We start from the raw sequence: 18,411 nt of genomic DNA, 5'->3' as shown, positions 1-18,411 counted from the left end.
CGACGACTCTAAGCCGTCGCCGACACCTGCTGCAGTGCCTCCAACTCGTGACGCGCCTCATAGTGGGCGTCCTCGAGGTCGGTCAGCTCCAGTACGGCGGCCAGGTGGGCGTGGGCCGTTTGAACGTGCCCACAGCACCGGGCGGCCCGGGCGAGCCCGATGTGGGCCGCTGCGACCGTCTCTGGCAGCTCAGCCCGCTCACCGAGCACCAGCGCCATGCTGTAGTCGTGGCGGGCCGCGTCCAGCTTGTCCTGGACTCGGTACAGGTCTCCGCGTCGGCACAGCAGTAGGCCGACCTGCTCGTCCAGCCCGAGTTGTTCCGCCAGCCCGAGCGCCTCCGTGGTCAGCTCCAGTGGCGCGCCCACAGACTGCTGGAGCGCACTGAGCGCCAGGAACGTGCCCCAGGCGTCCTCCAGCATCCGGAACCGGCCCAGCGCCGTACGGAGGGCTTGTGCGGCCTCCTCCTCGGTCGCTCGGGTCAGTCCGGGGTATCCGCGGCACAGCTCGACCGCTGCGCGCGTCCAGGCGTCGCCGTGCTCGTTGCGCTTCAGCACGTCCTCAACCACGTCCACCGGCTCGAACGGTCCGAAGACCAGACACCACAGCAGCACCGTCGCGGAGTACCGGAACGGTCCGTCCGTGGCGTCGACGATCTGCTGGGCCAGCTCGATCTGCTCCTGCTCCGCCGAGGAGGCGCCGTGCAGCACGGCGAGCAGGTACTCCTCGTCCAGTCCGACCGGGACCGAGCGGCCCAGCATGCTGAGCACTCGCTCGGCCGCTGCGGCCGCCTCGTCCTCGAGGCCGCGGGACCACCAGTACGCCGAGTAGCGGGCAACCAAACGGAGTGCGGTTCTCAGATCGGTCTCGCAGGCGCGTTCGACCGCGCTGACGACTCCGCCCCCGAACTCCACGTAGCTCATTGTTACCGCTGGACCCAAGTCGCGCGCAGGCGGGTGGCGTCAGAAACGCAGGACGCCCCACTGCGGCGGGTAGTGCATGTTGGCGACGTACTGCGGTGACCAGACCCAGAACTCGCTCTCGGCCCCCTTCACGTACTCACCGTCCACCACGTCGTGCGGCCACTGGCAGCGCATCAGGTTCATCCGCCACTCGTCACCCTTTGCGGGCACGGTCGGCTGACCCTTGGTCGGTACGGCGAGGTCCGCCCACGGGATGGCGAGCTCCACCGTCCATCCGGTGTCGGTGTCGGACGGGTCGTTGACGGTTCCGTCGACGTGGATCGCGGTCCGCAGCCCGGGCAGGTTCGTCGGGTCGATCGCCTCGCCCCCCTCGTCGTACGGCTTGGTGAGGGTGAGCTCCCAGATCGTGCCGAGCGGGTTGATCTCGAACTCGTAGTAGTTCGCGCCGTCGCCGTCCGGGTCGAGGAACACCTCGAAGTTGTTCTCGAAGTAGAGCCGGCTGTTGTGCTCGGTCATCGTCGTCCAGACGTGCGGCTCCTCGAGCTTGCCGCCGACGTACAGGTACTGGTCGTCGTACATGAGCTTGGCCTGGGTGCGGAACCGCGGTCCCGGGCCCGCGCCGAGGATCTGGACGAAGTCGGTCGTCCACGGCGCGACCTCCCACGCGGGGTCGGTCAGGGTGCCGTCGAGGTTCGGGGCGGACGTCGTACGAGGGCAGTCGTAGACGGGCAGATCAGGCATCAGCGCGCTCCAGGAGTCGGGCGACGAGGTCGGCGAGCAGAAAGGTGATCGCGGTCAGTACCGGGATCACAGCAAGGGTCCACGGCGACGAGAGATTGCCGGTCAGGAAGGCGAGGACGACGGCCAGCATGAACGCGACCCCGAGGAACGCGACGAGCCGCGGATGCGGCATCGCGAGCCGGTTGAGCGCGATCCCGCCGAGCACCATCGTGACCACCACGATGACTACCAGCAGCGGAAGACCGAGCGCCCCGCAGTTCGTGGTGTCGCGGAACCGCTCACACCCCTGCTCGCTGCCCCACACCAGTCCGATGGTGGCGAAGCCGCAAAGCAGCCCGACCAGCGCCAGGATCAACAACGGCGGGAGCGGCGGCTTGTCGTCCATAGCCCGCACAGTATCCGGATCAGGCCGCCCCGAGGGAGACTGCGATCGCATCCCGTACGGCGGCGTCGTCCGGAACCGGCCGTCCGGCACCTTGTCAGCCTAGGTCGAGCGGCGCCCGGTACAAGATGTCGTTCAGCACCCGCCGGTCGATGAGGTTGCCGTCCGGCTGCAGCCAGGTGATCAGCTCGCTCGCGGCCGAGCTCGCGGTCAGGTACGTGATGTCCTGGCCGGCGGTGACGGTGATGGGGCCATTGCCGAGGACGACGACGTAGCCCCGGACCTCGACGCCTCGGGCCGAACGGGCGCGCCAGGCCTCGACCACCCCGGCCAGCGCGGTGTCGTGGCCTGCGAAAGGCTGCCCGTTGCGCAGGACCGAGCCATAGACGTCGAAGCTGTAGTTGCCGGGCGGCCAGGTCACCGACGAGATCACAGCCAGCCGGTGGCCCGCGAGCAGCAGGTGATCAACCGGTACGCCGTCGACCCGCGCGCCGTGGATCAGCTTGGCCGCCGGGAGTTGCAGCACCACGGCCTCGAGGAGCTGGGCGGCCTGACGATGCCGCAGTACGTCGGGACTCGCGAGTGGCGCGGTGTAGCCGTCGTCCACCAGCGGCTCGCCCGGGCGGCCCCACACGTTGGAGTCGTACGTCGCGTCCGGGCCGAGGGCGCGGTCGAGTTCGCGGGCTTTGGACCAGCGGCTGCCGAGGATCCGGACGACCAGCAGACCAGCCACGAGCACGTAGATCCAGGCCCGGGACATCGTGCCGAGCTGCACCTTGGCGAACGGCAGGGTCATCACCAGAAGCGTGATCGCCAGCAACGCCCCGCACCCACTCACCCACCGACGGAACGGCAACCGCCGCTGCCAGTGCGGCGGCAACGCCACCACGACGAATGCCACTACAAAGATTGTGTTCGCGACGTCGAACCCGTCCGAGAAGGTCGAGTACACGAACGGTGCCACGGCCACCATCAGCCAGGCGGCCAACGCCACCGGCGCGATGACCGTGAACCGCCCGATCCGGGGGACTGCCCAGACCTGCCCGCGCTCCGCGTCCGGCGTACCGGTTGGTGGGCCTTGGGGCGGCGGTGGGCTGGAGTGTTCGGGGTCCGGGCGTGGCGGTTTCGGTGCGTCTGTCGGTCGGCCGCCGGCCAGTTTGCGATCGTAGGCGGCTCGCTGCTCCGGGTCCGAGAGCGTGTTCCAGGCTTCCTGGACGACGCGGAACAGCGCCGCGTTGCCACCCTGGTCCGGATGCACCTGGCGGACGAGCTTCCGGTACGCGGTCTTGATCTCAGCCGCGGTGGCCGTGCGCTCGACGTTCAGCACCTCGTAGTGATCAGGCTCGCTCAACCTCGCCCGCGCTCCTCGCTCATGGGCGGGAGCGTATCGACCACACCGGGTAAGGCCTTGACCCACTGCCGGTTCGAGAGCCAAACCAGTGGCAGGGCGAGGAGGGGCGCGATGAGCTTGAAGTACTCCAACGTGGGGACGTGGCCCGCGATCCCGCCGATGGGGAGCAGGAGCAGCAGCGCGATGCCGAACCCCTGCAGCACCCGACCGAGCGGCACCCGCTTGCGCCAATGCGTCGGCACTGCGGCCCACGGCGCGAACAGCACCATCACGATCCGGAAGCCACTCCAGTCGTCGAGGAAGCTGAGCAGGATGGGTACGACGATCCACGCCACCCACAGGCCGAGCACGATCGGCCCGGCGATCCGCCACTTCATGTGTCCCCCAAAAAGAAGGAGGGTCAGTCACCGGAGTGACTGACCCTGCATCTCGTGGTCGGGCTGACAGGATTTGAACCTGCGACCTCTTCGTCCCGAACGAAGCGCGCTACCAAGCTGCGCCACAGCCCGAATCGCCGTTAGCTTACATGCGCCGGGCTGCTGGACGAAATCGGGTTTACCCGGGGCACCAACGTGAGCAATGTCGCTTCCGGACGGCAGGCGAAACGGACGGGCGCGTACGGCGAGGTGCCGAGTCCGGCGGAGACGTGGAGAGCTGCCTGACGGCCGTTGCTGCCCCAGGTGGAGAGGCCTTTGACGCGGGACGCGTCGAGGTCGCAGTTGGTCACCAGAGCGCCGTAGAAGGGCACCGCGAGCTGGCCGCCGTGGGTGTGACCGGCGAGCACCAGCGGATAGCCGTCGTCGACGAAAGCGTTCAGGACCCGCTGGTACGGCGCGTGGGTCACCCCGATCGAGAGATCGGCCGACGAGTCCACCTCGCCCGCGATCACGCCGTACCGGTCGCGCTTGATGTGCGGGTCGTCGGTGCCGGCGAAGTCGAGGCGCAGGCCGTTGATCTTCAGGCTGGTCTTGGCGTTGTTGAGGTCGGCCCAGCCGGCGTCGGTGAAGGCGCGGCGCATCTCCTCGAACGGGAGGTCCGGGCCGTGCGGCTTGTGGCGCTGCTTGTTGGCGGGCAGCAGGTACTTGCCCGGGTTCTTGAAGTGCGGCTTCCAGTAGTCGTTGGAGCCGAACACGAACACCCCGGGCAGATCGAGCAGATCACCGAGCGCGCGCAGCAACGGCGGCACCGAATCCTCGTGCGACAGGTTGTCGCCGGTGTTGACGATCAGGTCGGGCTCGAGCGCCGCCAGGTCGTTGACCCAGCCGATCTTCTTCTCCTGGGTCGGCATCAGGTGCAGATCGGACAGATGCAGCACCTTGATCGGCGCGGCCCCCTCGGCGAGCACCGGCACGGTCACCTTGCGCAGCGTGAACCACCGCACCTCGACCACCGCCGCATACGCCACGCAGGCGGCCCCCACAGCCCCGACAGCGGCTGTGGCCTTGAGAGTGTTCCCGGCAATCCTGCGCAAACCCATTCTTCTAGCCTGCCACAATCTCTCCTATGTCCAACTCCGGAATGAAACAGCGCCTCCACGACGACATGACCGCCGCCCTGAAGGCGCGCGACGAGATCCGCAAGTCCACCCTGCGGATGGCGCTCACCGCGGTCACCAAGGCCGAGGTCGCCGGTAAGGAGGCCCGCGAGCTCTCCGACGCCGAGATCCTCGACGTCCTCGGGTCCGAGGCCAAGAAGCGCCGCGAGTCCGTCATCGCCTACCGCGACGCCGGCCGGGAGGAACTGGCCGAGAAGGAGCAGGCCGAGGCCGACATCCTGGCCGAGTATCTCCCCGAGCAGCTGACGGCCGAAGAGATCGCCGCCCTGGTCACCGAAACCATCGCCGCCACCGGCGCCGCCGACCTGGGCCCCCGCGGCATCGGCAAGGTCATGGGCGCCCTCCAGCCCAAGGTCAAAGGCAAAGCCGACGGCGGCGCCGTCTCCGCCGAAGTAAAACGCCAACTAGGCGCCTGAGATGACGAAGGGCCTCGTCCGTGGCGGACGAGGCCCTTCGCGTTGTCAGCAGTTGGGGTAGTTGCGTTCCCAGGGTTGGCAGCCTGGGGTGCCGCCGCCGTTGGGCTGGCCACCGGGCTGGCCTTGGTTGCCGTCGCCGTTGGGGTCGCCCTGGTTGTTGCCGCTCCGGTTGCCGTTGGAGACGTAGATGGTCACCGTGGAACCGGCCGGGGCGCCGTCGCGGCGGCGGGGGTCGGTGTAGGCGACGGTGCCGGCGGACTCCTCGGAGTTGACCTGGTCCGGGCTGATCTGGGCCTCGAAGCCGGCCTGGCGGATCTTGTTGGCAGCGTCGTCGGGGTTCATGCCGTTGACGTACGGAAGGTCCTTGATGTCGCCGTTGCGGGTCTTGTCGTCGGGTGCGGTGAAGTGCGAGGTCGGAACGCCTTGGAGGGCTCCGCGCATGGCGGTTTCCCACAGGGGACCGGCCGTACCGGAGCCTGAGGCGTCGCCCATCTCGCGGCCGTCCAGGGTCTGACCGATCAGGCCGTCGTACGGCGGTGACGCGTCGGCGACGACTGCGGCAGCGGCCATGGTGCTGGAATATCCGGCGTACCAGACAGCCTTGGCGTGCTGGATCGTTCCGGTCTTACCGGCCAGGTCGCTGTTGCCGAATTTCAGCTTGCTACCGGTGCCGCCCGGCTCCATGACTTGGTGCAGGACCTCGTTGACGCCGTCGGCGACCTCGGGAGCCAGAGCCTGCTTGCAGCTCGCGCCAGGGACCTTCACCGGCTTGCCGGCGGCGTCTCGAACGGAGGTGACAACCCAGGGGGTGCAGAACTTCCCGCGCGCGGCGAAGGCGGCGTACGCCGAGGTCAGTTGAAGCGGGGTCACGTAGTCGATGCCCAAGGTCATCGAGGGAACCTGCTCCAGCGGCTCACCGGTCTGGGCGTTGTTCAGACCGAGGCTCGCGCCGATCTTCGCGATGGGGCAGAGCCCGGTCTGCTGCGAGAGCAGCAGGAAGTAGGTGTTGGTGGACTTCTGCGCCGCCTGGATCATGGTCGGCACCGGAACGTTCTTGGTCGAGTTGCTCGGCGTGTAGTCGGGCGCCGAGGTCGTCCCGTCGCAGGTGCTGAACTTCTTGCCGCTCAGATCGATCGTGTTCGGCGAAGGGATCGTGTGGGTGATCGGGAAGCCCTTCTGAATCGCGGCCGCGATCGTGAAGGCCTTCATCGTCGAACCGATCTGGAAGCCGCCGAAGCCACCGGCGTAGGACTTCTCGACGTTGTAGTTGTACGCAGTCTGGTTCTTCTTCGCGCCGTAGGGCTTGCTCTGCACCATGGCCTTGACCAGGCCGGTGCCAGGCTGCACGACGGTGATCGCCGCGACGGCCTGGTCGTCGGGCTTGCTGTGCTCGTCGATCGACTTCTGGGCGGCCGCCTGGATCTTCGGGTCGAGCGAGGTGCGGATCGTCAGACCGGCGGTCTTCAAATAGTTGGCGCGGTCTTTCGGAGTCTTGCCGAAGGCCGGATTCTCCTTGAGTTGCGCGACGACGTACTCGCAGTAGAACGGGTACGGCGAGTTGGCGCAGCCGATCTGGTTCTTGCGGACCTTCGTCGGGTCGATGACCGGGGTCTTGAGCGCCAGGTTGGCCTGGTTGACCGAGATCACCTTGAGCTCGAGCATCCGGCGGATGACCACGTCACGGCGGTCCTTGGAGCGCTTCATGTTGTTCGTCGGGTCGTAGGCCGTCGGGCTCTTCACCATGCCGGCCAGCATCGCGGACTGGGCGAGGGTGAGGTCCTTGGCGTCGACGCGGAAGTAGTGCTGCGCGGCGGACTGGATGCCCCAGGCGCCGTCGCCGAAGTTCGCCAGGTTCAGGTACTTCTCGAGGATCTCGTTCTTCGAGTATTCCTTCTCGGCGGCGATCGCGTACCGCAGCTCGGCGACCTTGCGCTGGGTCGTCGCGGCGGTCGCGGCCTCGACCTCGGCCGGGGTGTTCGCCTTCTCGATCAGGCTCATCTTGATGAACTGCTGGGTGATGCTCGAACCACCCTGCTGGACCGCGCCCTCGGTCTGGTTCACCGCGAGCGCACGCAGCGTGCCCTTGAGGTCGAGCGCGCCGTGCTCGTAGAAGCGGTCGTCCTCGATCGCGACGATCGCCTTCTGCATGATCGGCGCGATCTGGCTGAGCTTGACCGGGACCCGGTTCTTGTCCGCCAGGGTCGCGATCACGGATCCGTCGGCAGCCCGGATGGTGCTCTTCTGCTTGAGCGGCACCTCGTCGAACTGCTGGGGGAGGTCTTCCAGGGTCTCCGACGTCTTCTCCGTCGTGAACCCGGCCAACCCCGCCAACGGCATTGCCAGACCTGCTGCCAGCGCGCCCGACAGCACACTCACTCCGAGGAACAGAACCACCGACTGGACGACTCCGCGGTCGCCCTTCTCCCTGACGCGCATGGTTATAGAGACTACGGGACCGGCATTTTGGGTTACCGCTCGCGATGTGAGTTGCGTCACTGTCTCTGGACAAAGTTCATCCTAAAGAACGAGGGCCCGAGCAGGTGCTCGGGCCCTCATCAGTACGACGGTCTCAGGCGGCGTACTGGCGTGCCTCGACCTGCGCCGGTTCCAGCGCCAGCTCCAGCACTTCCCGTACGTCGCTCACCGGGTGAACGGTCAGCTCCGCCAGCACCGACTCCGGTACGTCGTCCAGGTCGGGCTCGTTGCGCTTCGGGATCAGGATCGTGGTCAGCCCGGCCCGGTGGGCGGCGAGCAGCTTCTGCTTCACCCCACCGATCGGGAGGACCCGCCCGGTCAGCGACACCTCACCGGTCATCGCGACCTCCGAACGGACCGGCCGTCCGGACAGCAGCGACGCGAGGGCCGTTGTCATCGTCACACCGGCCGAAGGTCCATCCTTCGGGACAGCACCGGCCGGTACGTGGATGTGGGTGTTCCGTTCGGCCAGATCGCTGACCGGGAGCCCCAGCTCCGCACCGTGTGAGCGCAGGTACGACAGGGCGATCTGCGCCGACTCCTTCATCACGTCACCCAACTGCCCGGTCAACGTGACTCCGGTCGGACCGGTCTCCTTGTCGGCCAGCGACGCCTCGATGAAGAGCACGTCACCACCCGCACCGGTCACCGCTAGTCCAGTCGCGACGCCCGGGAGCGCCGTACGCTCCGCAGACTCCGGTGTGAACCGCGGGGACCCCAGGTACCCCTTCAGATCACCGTCGCCGATGGTCAGCGCGCCCTCCGATTCGCCCAGGGCGATCTTGGACGTCACCTTCCGCAGCACCCGGGCGATGGACCGCTCGAGCTGCCGTACGCCGGCCTCACGCGTGTACTCGCCGGCCAGCAACCGCAGCGCCGATTCGTCGACCGTCACCTCGTCCGCCGTCAGGCCCGCCCGCTCCAGCTGTCGCGGAAGCAGGTGGTCACGGGCGATCGTGACCTTCTCCTCCTCGGTGTACCCGTCCAGCTGCACCAGCTCCATCCGGTCCAGCAGCGGACCGGGGATCGAGTCCAGCACGTTCGCCGTGGCCAGGAACACCACGTCGGACAGGTCCAGCTCGACCTCCAGGTAGTGGTCCCGGAAGGTGTGGTTCTGCGCCGGGTCGAGGACCTCCAGCAGCGCGGCCGTCGGGTCTCCCCGGTAGTCCGCACCCACCTTGTCGATCTCGTCCAGCAGTACGACGGGGTTCATCGAACCCGCCTCGGTGATGGCCCGGACGATCCGGCCCGGCAGTGCGCCGACGTAGGTACGCCGGTGCCCGCGGATCTCGGCCTCGTCCCGGACGCCACCCAGTGCGACCCGGACGAACTTGCGCCCCATGGCTCGCGCCACGGACTCACCCAGCGAGGTCTTACCCACGCCAGGAGGCCCGACCAGAGCCAGTACGGCGCCACTCCGGCGACCGCCGACGACACCCAGTCCACGGTCCGCACGGCGACGCCGTACAGCCAGGTACTCGGTGATGCGTTCCTTGACGTCATCCAGACCGGCGTGGTCCGCATCCAGTACGGCGCGTGCCTCGCGCAGGTCGTAGCTGTCCTCGCTGCGCTCGTTCCACGGCACCTCGAGGACGGTGTCCAGCCAGGTACGGATCCAGCCGACCTCGGGAGACTGCTCTGACGTCCGCTCGAGCTTGTCGACCTCGGCCAGCGCGGCCTTCGCCACGTGCTCCGGCAGGTCAGCAGCCTCGACGCGAGCGCGGTAGTCCTCTTCCTCGGACTCGGCCTTGCCGTCCAGCTCGGCCAGCTCCTTGCGGATCGCGGCCATCTGCTGGCGCAGCAGGAACTCCCGCTGCTGCTTCTCCATACCCTCCTGGACGTCCTTCTGGATCGTCTCGGAGACCTCGAGCTCGGCCAGGTGGTCCTTCACCCAACCGATCAGCTTCTCCAGCCGCTCGGAGACGTTGGCGTTCTCCAGCAGCTCGGATTTCTGCTCGTTGCTCAGGTATGACGCGTAACCGGCCAGGTCGGACAGCTCCGCCGGGTCGTTCACCTGCTTCACGGAGTCGATGACCTGCCAGGCGCCACGGCGCTCCAGCACGGACGTGGTGAGGGACTTGTAATCGCGGGCCAGCTCAGCCGACCGCGCGTCAGTGATCTCGTGTAGCTGGGTCGCTCCGACCCAGAGGGCAGCACCCGGACCAGTGGTCCCGGCGCCGATCAGGACCCGCGCAGTACCGCGGATCACTGCTGCCTGGGCTCCGCCCGGCAGCCGGCCGATCTGCTCGATCTCGCCGAGTACTCCGGCCTTCGCATATTTCCCGTCCAGCCGCGGTACCAGCAGCACCTGGTCGGCACCCGAGGCCTGTGCGGCATCGATGGCCGCTCGCGCCTCGCTGTCGGCGAGGCGGACCGGCACGACCATTCCCGGCAGGACGACGACGTCGTCCAGCGGCAGAACCGGAAGATTCAACGTATCGGTCACGCTGTCACACCCTTATCCAAAGATTGAGTCTGACAGGCTCAACCAATGCCCCCACCAGGTCATTCCCCGGGTCCCCGGCGTTCGCTGAGGGTGAAATGGAGGGCGGCTCCGCCTAGCCGGTGAGGAGTTGACCGATCTGGCGGAGACCGGAGAGGTCGTGGACGTCATCGGCGAGGGCCGGTACCTCGACGGTCGGGATCGAGCGGTGTCCGCGCTTGAACCGGTCGGCGCGCTTGTGGTCGGCGACCACCTGCTGCATCTTGTCCGCGTGCAGCCGGAGCAGCGCGGCCGTCAGTGGCGACTTGTCCGCCTCCTCCAGCTTCTCCGCCGCTGCCATCGACCGCTCGGCCGACAGATCCGTAGCGTCCGAGTTCGTCACCCGATTCAGTACGACGCCGGCCAGCGGCATGTTCTCCGCGCGCAACCGCTCCGTGAAGTACGACGCCTCCCGCAGCGCGTCGTTCTGCGGAGCCGCCACCACAAGGAACGCGGTCTGCGGTTCACGCAGCAATGCAACGGTCTTGTCCGCGCGCTTCCGGAACCCACCGAACAACGTGTCGAACGCGGCGACAAATGTCTGTACGTCGGTCAGCACCTGCGCGCCGAGGACCTTGTTCATCACCGACATCGCCATGTTCACGGCCGTCGACATCAACCGGAACGGTCCCTTCGCCGGCGCCAGCAGCAGCCGCAGGAAACGCCCCTCGAGGAGTGAAGCGAGTCGCTCGGGCGCATCCAGGAAGTCCAACGCCGACCGCGACGGCGGCGTGTCCACGATGATCAGGTCCCAATCACCGGACGCCTCAGCCTGCTTGTGCAGCTGGCCGAGCTTCTCCATCGCCATGTACTCCTGCGTCCCCGCGAACGACGACGACAACGCCAGATAGAAGGGGTTCGCCAGAATCTGCTCGGCCTTCTCCGGCGTCGCATGCGCGAGCACGACCTCGTCGAAGGTCCGCTTCATGTCCAGCATCATCGCGTCCAGCCGGCCGCCGTTGTCCTCATCCACCCCGACCACCGCCCGCGGGGTGTTGTCCAACTCGGTCAGCCCCAACGATTGCGCCAACCGCCGAGCCGGATCAATAGTCAGTACGACGACCTTCCGCCCCCGCTCAGCAGCCCGCAACCCCAACGCCGCCGCCGTAGTCGTCTTCCCTACTCCACCCGACCCACAGGTGACGACAATCCGAGTCGTGGGGTCGTCGATCAGTGCATCCAGATCCAGGGCGGTCATCCGCGGAACTCCTCGGCCAGGTCGATCAACGTCCCGTGGTCGATTCCCTCGGGCTGCAACGCCAACTCGGTCACCTGCTTGCCTAGGGCATCTATCCGGTCGCGGTTCTCGCGCTCCAGCCCGATCCGCACCGCGTGGTCCCGGGCCTCGGCGGCCAGCGTCGCCACCAACTCCTTGCTCACGGCAACACCGGCTGCCCGCAACCCCTTGGTCAACTCGGTCGCGGGGATCTTCTCCTTCACCGCAAGGGCGAGCGCGTCATCATCGAGCGGACTGTGCCGCATCATGTTCACCACGATCGACCCGATCCGCAGATCCAGGGCCTCCAGCTGCTCGACCGCATCCAGCGTCTCCTGGACCGGCATCTCCTCCAGCAGCGTGACCAGATGGATCCGGGTCACATCGGACCGCAGCATCCCCATGATCGCGTCCGCCTGGTTCCGGATCGGCCCGACCTTGGCCAGGTTCGCGACCTCGTGGTTCACGTTCAGGAACGACCCGATCCGGCCGGTCGGTGGTGCGTCCACCACGACCGCGTCGTACGCGAGTTTGCCGTGTGCCTTGCGGCGCGTCGCTTCGTAGACCTTGCCGGTCAGCAGGACGTCGCGCAGTCCCGGTGCGATCGTGGTGACGAAGTCGATCGCCCCCACCTTGTCGAGCGCCTTCCCGGCACGACCGAGGTGGTAGTACATGTCGAGGTACTCCAGCAGCGCGGCCTCGGCGTCCACAGCCAGCGCGAACACCTCGCCGCCCCCGACCCCGGTCGCGATCTTGCGTTCGACGTACGGGAGCGGTGGTACGTCGAAGATCTGGGCGATGCCCTGCCGCCCCTCGACCTCGACCAGCAGCACCCGCTGACCCTGCCCCGCCAGCGCGAGCGCCATGGCAGCGGCAACAGTCGTCTTCCCGGTGCCTCCCTTGCCGGTCACCACGTGGAGTCGCGCCATAAGGTCCAGAGTAGGACGTGGCCCACGGCACACCGACCGGGGCGGTGGGGCGGGGAAGGTAGATGCACAGCTCGCTCCCGTTAGAGTCGCCCTCATGAAGAAGTTCGAGTACTTCACCGCACCGCTGCTGGTCCACTCGACCAAGGAGATCCTGGACAACTTCGGCCAGGACGGCTGGGAGCTGGTCCAGGTCGTCCCGGGGATGAACCCGGAGAACCTGGTCGCCTACTTCAAACGGGAGATCGAGTCCAAGTGAGCCACCCCGAGGAGAAGCTGGCCGAGCTCGGCCTGAAGCTGCCGGAGGTGGCCAAGCCGGTCGCCGCCTATGTCCCGGCCGTCCGGACCGGCAACCTCGTCTACACGTCGGGGCAGCTGCCGCTGCGCGAGGGCACCCTGATCGCCACCGGCAAGGTCGGCGACGCGGTCACCCCCGAGGTCGCGGCCGAGTGCGCGCAGCAGTGCGCGCTGAACGCCCTGGCCGCGGTCAAGGCCGAGATCGGCGACCTGGCGAACATCAAGCGGATCGTCAAGGCCGTCGCGTTCATCGCGTCCACCCCGGAGTTCACCGGTCAGCCCCAGGTCGCGAACGGCGCCTCGGAGCTGTTCGGCCAGGTCTTCGGTGAGATCGGCCAGCACGCCCGCTCCGCGGTCGGCGTACCGGTCCTCCCCCTCGACGCCCCCGTCGAGGTAGAACTCATCGTCGAGGTCTGACCCCGCCCCCACCGCGATTTGGCTGGCTAGGCAGGGAGTTTGGGGGTTCTCCACCCTGGTTAACGGTGTAGAACCCCCAATTTCGGTGCCTAGCCAGTGAAATGGGGCTGAGCACCTGGAGGCTGCGCACATGGTCCGCGATCTGAGGTCGGAACCGCTGACCGGCCGGATGGCCGAGGCGGCGTTCGCACACGTCCGCGACTCCCCGACGCCCGCCGAGCCCCGCCCTGCGTCGACCGTGATCCTGCTCCGCGACACCGCCGCCGGGCCTGAGGTCTATCTGCTCCGCCGGCAGCAGTCGATGGCTTTCGCCGCCGGTATGACGGTCTTCCCGGGCGGCCGTGTCGACCCGACCGACGCAACCGTCGCCGACTCGTGGTCCGGTCCGCCGCCCTCGTGGTTCGCCGCCCGGCTGGGCTGTTCGGAGGAAACGGCTTCCGCGTACGTCGCTGCCGCCGTACGAGAGACGTTTGAGGAGTCCGGTGTCCTGCTCGCCGGCCCCTCCGCCTCATCCGTGGTCGCGGACACGAGCGGCGACGACTGGGAGGCCGACCGGGTCGCCCTCGAATCCCGCGAGCTCGGCTTCGCCGACTTCCTGCACGGCCGCGGCCTGGTCCTGCGCGCCGACCTGCTAGGCGCGTGGGCGCACTGGATCACCCCCGAATTCGAGCCGAAGCGCTACGACACCGCCTTCTTCGTCGCAGCCCTCCCCGCCGGCCAGATCACCCGCGACGTGACCAGCGAGTCCGACCAGGTCGCCTGGATGCGCCCCGCCGACGCGGTCGCGGCCGCCGACGCCGGCTCGGTCCTGATGCTGCCCCCGACCTACCTGAGCTGCGCCGACCTCACGCCGTACGGCGATGTCGCGGCTGCGCTGGCCGCCGCGGGGAACCGGGAGATCCCGATCATCATGCCGACCCTGCGCATCGAAGACGACCTCGCCTACCTGGAGAACTCATGAGCTGTGCACATCGCCACGCTCCGCGCGGCGGGTCATGGGGCTTTGACTCCAGTCCTTCCCTCGTCATTCCAGTCCAGGAGGCCCCATGATCGAGCGTGTCACCGACTACGCGACCCGGGTACTGGCCGCGAACCCCGGCCCGATGACGCTCGAGGGCACCAACACCTGGATCCTCCGGGCCCCGGACGCCACCCAGTCGATCGTGGTCGACCCGGGACCCCAGTTGGAGGACCACCTCCGCGCCGTACTGGATGCAGCCGGTGACGTCGCCGTCGTACTGCTCACGCACAAACACCCCGACCACACCGAAGGCGCCGCCTGGTTCGCCAACCAGGCCGGCTGCGGCGTCCGCGCCGTCGACCCCGCCTTCCGCATCCCCACCGACCACGCCCACGGCCTCGCCGAAGGCGACGTCATCACCGCCGGCGACCTCCGCGTCGAGGTGGTCCCCACCCCCGGCCACACCCTCGACTCAGTCTGCTTCTGGCTCCCGCAGGACGGCTCGCTCCTCACCGGCGACACCGTCCTCGGCCGCGGCACCTCCGTCGTAGCCCACCCCGACGGCGCCCTAGCCCCCTACCTCGACTCCCTCGAGAAACTCCTCGCCTTCGCCAACTCAGCCGCCGGCCTGGAACGTCTCCTCCCCGGCCACGGCCCCGTCATCACCGACCCCGGCAAAGTCCTCACCCACTACCTCAACCACCGCCAAGAACGCCTGGCCCAAGTCCGCGAAGCCGTAGCCGCCGGCCACACCACCCCAGAGGCAGTAGTGGCCCACGTCTACGCCGACGTAGACCCCACCCTCTGGCCCGCCGCCGAACGCTCAGTCCGCGCCCAACTCGACTATTTGGCTGGCTAGCCAGCCAAATCGGGGGTTAGGCACTCATATCCACGGTGGAGAACCCCCAATTTGAGTGCCTAGCCAGCCAAATGGGGGTTATCCACAGGTTTCGGTGAGGGGCCCCATGGCGGGGGCGGGTGGGCGATTCTAGGGTGATGAACCCGGTACTCGCGGCCGTTGCCGGCCTGCAAGGTGGTGTCTTCAGCCGTCGCCAGGCCCTCGATGCGGGGTATACGCCTGAGCAGGTCCAGGAACGGCTGCGCGACGGTCGGTGGCAGCGCGTGCGCCATGGTCAGTACGCCGAACGCGCCGACCTCAGCCAGTTGATGCCGTGGGAACGCGAGCTCGTGCTCCATCGACGATCGGTCCGCGCCGCGGCGAACTCGATGCGTCCTGGGACGTTCGTGGTGAGCCATCACTCCGCTCTGGTCATGCATGGCATCCCGGTGTGGGGAGCGAATCTGTCCGAGGTCCAGCTGACGAGGACGAGCGGTTGGCGCAACGGCCACGCCGCCGGTGTCAGACATCATCGAGCACTCCTCAGTACGGCGGACCTCGCCGAGGTGGGCGGATTGCCCGTCACGGTCCTTGCCCGCGCGCTGGTCGAGACCGCAGCCGCGGGTTCGTTCGAGGCGGCGGTCGTGAGCGCGGACGCCGTACTGCGGACTGGCCGGGTACCGCAGGCTGAACTCCTGCGCGTGCTCGAGGCGGCCGAATTCTGGCCGGGGAGCCCGACGATCCGGGCAGCGCTCGCCTTCGCGAACCCACTGGCGGAGTCGGTCGGCGAGTCGCGGTTCAGGGTGCTCATGCATCAACTGGGCCTGCCGACTCCCGTCCTGCAGGTGGTCTTCTCGGATGCCGACGGGTTCATCGGACGGGTCGACTTCTACTTCCCCGACTACAACCTCGTCGTCGAGTTCGACGGCCTGATGAAGTACGCCGACGGTTCGCGCGAGGTCCTGATCCAGGAGAAGACCCGCGAGGACCGGCTCCGGGCCCTCGGCCTGCACGTCGTCCGGACCACCTGGGCAGACCTCGATCAACCGGCCCGCACCGGCCGAACTCTCCGCGCGGCCTTGGACCGTTCCCGCCGTACAGATTTGGCTGGCTGAGCACGCAAATCAGGGGTTCTGCACCGTGGTTATGAGTGCAGAACCCCTGATTTCGGTGCCTAGCCAGCCAAATTGGAGCCGGTACGGCGGGGTGTGGGCGGGCGGGGGTTAGCGGGCTCGGCGTTGGAGGCGGTCTACGTCCAGGAGGACTACGGAGCGGGGTTCTAGGCGGACCCAGCCTCGGGAGGCGAAGTCGGCCAGGGCCTTGTTGACCGTTTCGCGGGAGGCGCCGACCAGTTGGGCCAGCTCTTCCTGGGTGAGGTCGTGGTGGACGTGGACGCCGTCGTCGGCGGTGCGGCCGAAGCGGCTGGCCAGGTCCAGGAGGGCCTTGGCGACGCGGCCGGGGACGTCGGAGAACACGAGGTCGGCGACTACGTCGGAGACCTTGCGGAGGCGGGAGGCGAGCTGCAGGAGGAGGCCGCGGGCAACCTCGGGGCGGCCGGCCAGCCAGCGCAGGAGCTCGTCGTGGGTGAGCGACATCATCGACGCGTCGGTGACGGCGGTGACCGTGGAGGAGCGCGGTCCGGGGTCGAACAGCGACAGTTCGCCGAACATCTGGCCCGGGCCGAGCACCGCCAGCAGGTTCTCCCGGCCGTCGGCCGAGGTGCGGCCGAGCTTGACCTTGCCCTCGACGACGATGAACAGCCGGTCCCCGGAGTCGCCCTCGTGGAACAGCACCTGGCCGCGGCGCAGCCGGCTTTCGGTCATCGACGCGGCCAGCGCGTCGGCTGCCTCGTCGTCGAGTTGACTGAACAGCGGCGCCTGCTTGATCACTGTGGCATCCACTTTGGGGCCTCCTAGGACCTTCGACCACGACTACGGAGGAGGGATCACCCCACCCGGCGAGATGAGCGTATCCACCCGCTCGCCCCAAAACCGTAGCCCCTCCGGTGTCGGCGACGCCACGTAGGCCGCCTCCGGCGCGTCTCGGCGGCCCGGGAACGCGTCTCCGGGACCACCTGAAGTCAGGCCTGGAGCCGGTCCGCGAGCCAGTTGCCGTGGAACCCGTACGGGACCCGGACCGGCAGGTGGATGGCCGCCACCGGTGGCGCGGTCAGGTCGGTGGCGTCGAGAATCACCAGATCGCTGGTGCCGGAGGCGGCGTCGTACACATAGGTCATCAGCCAGCCGTCACCGCCAGGACGGCTGTCGGCCGGGACGAAGGCGGCCTCGCCCGGGGTCCGGCCCGGACCGAACTCGTGCGTCGTGACCCCACCATCGCGCAGGTCGTAGCGGAGCAGCGCACCAGAAGCTGCGCCACCAGTAGGCGTCCGGGAGACAGTCGCGTGGCCGTGGCGGGTGTCCAGCCCGGCCAGCCGGTCGTCGATGCGGGGGAACTCGGCGGCGCGATCGTGACATTGCTCCTCGCGCACGGTGCCAGTCGTCAGGTCGATGGTCCAGCGCCACAGCGTCGCTTGCTGGGGGATCGTGCTGTCCTGACGGAACAGCTCCGGGTATCGCATGACGTGCAGGACGATCTGTTCGTGGCCGTCCGGTCCGATCTGGTCATGGGCGTTCAGCGTGTGGAAGACGTAGCAGGGATCGATCGCGAACCACCGCACTTCGCCGTACGGGTCGTCACGGCGCAGTACGCCGAGCCTGGCGCCGTACCCCTCGTTCCAGCTGAAGGGCATCCCGCCACCGGACCTGGCCACCGCCAGGTCGAAGACCACCGGCAGGTCCATGAAGACGACGTGGCCGGCGGAGAGGTTGAAGTCGTGGTTCATCGTGGCGGCCGGTACGTCGATCGGTCGGCTGATCACCAGCTCCCCGGTCGCATCCGCGCGGTGATAGGTCAGGTACGGTGCCCGCAGGCTGTAGCCGAAGAAGTGCAGCTCGCCGGTCGTCGGGCAGGTCTTCGGGTGGGCGGTCATTGCCGTCCGCAGCTTGCCGCCGAAGTCGTACGCACCCACTGTGTCCAGCTCGCGGGTGAGCTCGTAGGGGTAGGAGGACTCGACCAGCGCCAGGGTGCGACCGGCGTGCCGGACGACGTGGGTGTTCGCGACGCCTGCCGTCAGATCCAGGTTTCCTTCGGCGTCGTTGACCTTCGCGCCGTCGGTGAAGGTCGATGTCCGGACCCAGCGGTTGCGGTAGGACACCGCTCGCCCGGCCTCGATCCGGACGCCGTGGATCATGCCGTCGCCGAAGAACCAGTGGCCGGAGGCCGCGTCGTGCGGATTGGGGCCGTTGCGCAGGTACCAGCCGGTCAGCTCGGGTGGGATCTGACCAGTCACCGGCAGGTCGTAGGCGGTGAGTTCCTGGTCGACCGGAGCGTAGTTGCCGGCCAGGTGCGGTGCGGGTGCGGTCTGCACGAGATCT

18 protein-coding genes and 1 tRNA gene are annotated in these 18,411 nt (G+C 68.1%); 6 read left to right on the top strand and 13 right to left on the bottom strand.

Annotated elements, in window-relative coordinates:
- Positions 1 to 8 precede the first annotated feature (8 nt).
- The 7 genes from ACFVWG_RS39585 to ACFVWG_RS39555 form a co-directional block, all read right to left on the bottom strand.
- On the bottom strand, positions 9 to 911 hold the full coding sequence (locus ACFVWG_RS39585) for a hypothetical protein (RefSeq protein ID WP_391548663.1): 903 nt from the start codon (positions 909 to 911) through the stop codon (positions 9 to 11).
- Positions 912 to 959: 48 nt separating this feature from the next.
- Positions 960 to 1,661, bottom strand: coding sequence for a carbohydrate-binding family 9-like protein (locus tag ACFVWG_RS39580; protein ID WP_391548662.1), 702 nt, complete (start codon positions 1,659 to 1,661; stop codon positions 960 to 962).
- Positions 1,654 to 2,046 carry a hypothetical protein gene (locus ACFVWG_RS39575; RefSeq protein ID WP_391548661.1) on the bottom strand — a complete coding sequence of 131 codons (393 nt, stop codon included), beginning with the start codon at positions 2,044 to 2,046 and terminating at the stop codon, positions 1,654 to 1,656. The genes ACFVWG_RS39580 and ACFVWG_RS39575 overlap by 8 nt, the downstream gene beginning before the upstream one ends.
- 94 nt (positions 2,047 to 2,140) lie before the next feature.
- Positions 2,141 to 3,394: a J domain-containing protein gene (locus tag ACFVWG_RS39570; protein WP_391548660.1), complete on the bottom strand. Its 1,254-nt coding sequence runs from the start codon at positions 3,392 to 3,394 to the stop codon at positions 2,141 to 2,143.
- Positions 3,391 to 3,771: a hypothetical protein gene (locus tag ACFVWG_RS39565; protein WP_391548659.1), complete on the bottom strand. Its 381-nt coding sequence runs from the start codon at positions 3,769 to 3,771 to the stop codon at positions 3,391 to 3,393. Before ACFVWG_RS39565 ends, ACFVWG_RS39570 begins: the two co-directional genes overlap by 4 nt.
- 55 nt (positions 3,772 to 3,826) lie before the next feature.
- A tRNA-Pro gene (locus ACFVWG_RS39560) sits at positions 3,827 to 3,903 on the bottom strand.
- 8 nt (positions 3,904 to 3,911) lie between these two features.
- The gene (locus ACFVWG_RS39555; RefSeq protein WP_391548658.1) at positions 3,912 to 4,871 is read right to left on the bottom strand and encodes a metallophosphoesterase; all 960 of its coding nucleotides are present in this window, start codon (positions 4,869 to 4,871) and stop codon (positions 3,912 to 3,914) included.
- Positions 4,872 to 4,897: 26 nt separating this feature from the next.
- Between ACFVWG_RS39555 and ACFVWG_RS39550 the strand changes: the two genes are divergently transcribed.
- Complete coding sequence (locus ACFVWG_RS39550; protein ID WP_391548657.1) at positions 4,898 to 5,365, top strand: GatB/YqeY domain-containing protein; 468 nt, start codon at positions 4,898 to 4,900, stop codon at positions 5,363 to 5,365.
- 45 nt (positions 5,366 to 5,410) lie between these two features.
- On the opposite strand, the gene ACFVWG_RS39545 is transcribed toward ACFVWG_RS39550, so the two are convergent.
- The 4 genes from ACFVWG_RS39545 to ACFVWG_RS39530 form a co-directional block, all read right to left on the bottom strand.
- The gene (locus ACFVWG_RS39545; RefSeq protein ID WP_391548656.1) at positions 5,411 to 7,801 is read right to left on the bottom strand and encodes a penicillin-binding protein; all 2,391 of its coding nucleotides are present in this window, start codon (positions 7,799 to 7,801) and stop codon (positions 5,411 to 5,413) included.
- Between the two features lie 133 nt (positions 7,802 to 7,934).
- On the bottom strand, positions 7,935 to 10,286 hold the full coding sequence (gene lon, locus ACFVWG_RS39540) for an endopeptidase La (RefSeq protein WP_391548655.1): 2,352 nt from the start codon (positions 10,284 to 10,286) through the stop codon (positions 7,935 to 7,937).
- 112 nt (positions 10,287 to 10,398) lie between these two features.
- A complete protein-coding gene (locus tag ACFVWG_RS39535; protein WP_391548654.1) occupies positions 10,399 to 11,520 on the bottom strand; it encodes an ArsA family ATPase in 1,122 nt (373 codons plus the stop codon).
- On the bottom strand, positions 11,517 to 12,467 hold the full coding sequence (locus tag ACFVWG_RS39530; RefSeq protein ID WP_391548653.1) for an ArsA-related P-loop ATPase: 951 nt from the start codon (positions 12,465 to 12,467) through the stop codon (positions 11,517 to 11,519). The genes ACFVWG_RS39535 and ACFVWG_RS39530 overlap by 4 nt, the downstream gene beginning before the upstream one ends.
- 94 nt (positions 12,468 to 12,561) lie before the next feature.
- On the opposite strand from ACFVWG_RS39530, the gene ACFVWG_RS39525 reads away from it, so the two are divergent.
- The 5 genes from ACFVWG_RS39525 to ACFVWG_RS39505 all read left to right on the top strand — a co-directional run bounded on the left by ACFVWG_RS39525 (position 12,562) and on the right by ACFVWG_RS39505 (position 16,092).
- Positions 12,562 to 12,723 carry a DUF4177 domain-containing protein gene (locus ACFVWG_RS39525; RefSeq protein WP_132413438.1) on the top strand — a complete coding sequence of 54 codons (162 nt, stop codon included), beginning with the start codon at positions 12,562 to 12,564 and terminating at the stop codon, positions 12,721 to 12,723.
- Positions 12,720 to 13,178, top strand: a complete 459-nt coding sequence (locus ACFVWG_RS39520; RefSeq protein WP_391548652.1) for a RidA family protein — start codon at positions 12,720 to 12,722, stop codon at positions 13,176 to 13,178. Before ACFVWG_RS39525 ends, ACFVWG_RS39520 begins: the two co-directional genes overlap by 4 nt.
- A 130-nt stretch (positions 13,179 to 13,308) precedes the next feature.
- On the top strand, positions 13,309 to 14,139 hold the full coding sequence (locus ACFVWG_RS39515; protein ID WP_391548651.1) for an NUDIX hydrolase: 831 nt from the start codon (positions 13,309 to 13,311) through the stop codon (positions 14,137 to 14,139).
- Positions 14,140 to 14,224: 85 nt separating this feature from the next.
- On the top strand, positions 14,225 to 14,998 hold the full coding sequence (locus tag ACFVWG_RS39510) for an MBL fold metallo-hydrolase (protein WP_391548650.1): 774 nt from the start codon (positions 14,225 to 14,227) through the stop codon (positions 14,996 to 14,998).
- 137 nt (positions 14,999 to 15,135) lie between these two features.
- Positions 15,136 to 16,092, top strand: coding sequence for a type IV toxin-antitoxin system AbiEi family antitoxin domain-containing protein (locus tag ACFVWG_RS39505; RefSeq protein WP_391548649.1), 957 nt, complete (start codon positions 15,136 to 15,138; stop codon positions 16,090 to 16,092).
- Positions 16,093 to 16,200: 108 nt separating this feature from the next.
- Here the strand turns inward: ACFVWG_RS39505 and ACFVWG_RS39500 are convergent, their stop codons facing one another.
- Together ACFVWG_RS39500 and ACFVWG_RS39495 are read right to left on the bottom strand one after the other, a co-directional pair.
- The gene (locus ACFVWG_RS39500; RefSeq protein WP_355466031.1) at positions 16,201 to 16,878 is read right to left on the bottom strand and encodes a Crp/Fnr family transcriptional regulator; all 678 of its coding nucleotides are present in this window, start codon (positions 16,876 to 16,878) and stop codon (positions 16,201 to 16,203) included.
- A 179-nt stretch (positions 16,879 to 17,057) separates the two neighbouring features.
- The gene (locus ACFVWG_RS39495) at positions 17,058 to 18,404 is read right to left on the bottom strand and encodes a carotenoid oxygenase family protein (protein ID WP_391548648.1); all 1,347 of its coding nucleotides are present in this window, start codon (positions 18,402 to 18,404) and stop codon (positions 17,058 to 17,060) included.
- Between the last annotated feature and the right edge of the window lie 7 nt (positions 18,405 to 18,411).

It is taken from the genome of Kribbella sp. NPDC058245, assembly GCF_042882005.1.
GTDB lineage: Bacteria > Actinomycetota > Actinomycetes > Propionibacteriales > Kribbellaceae > Kribbella.
The sequence above is the reverse complement of the archived record's forward strand: the minus strand, read 5'-3'. Positions and strand labels throughout refer to the sequence as shown.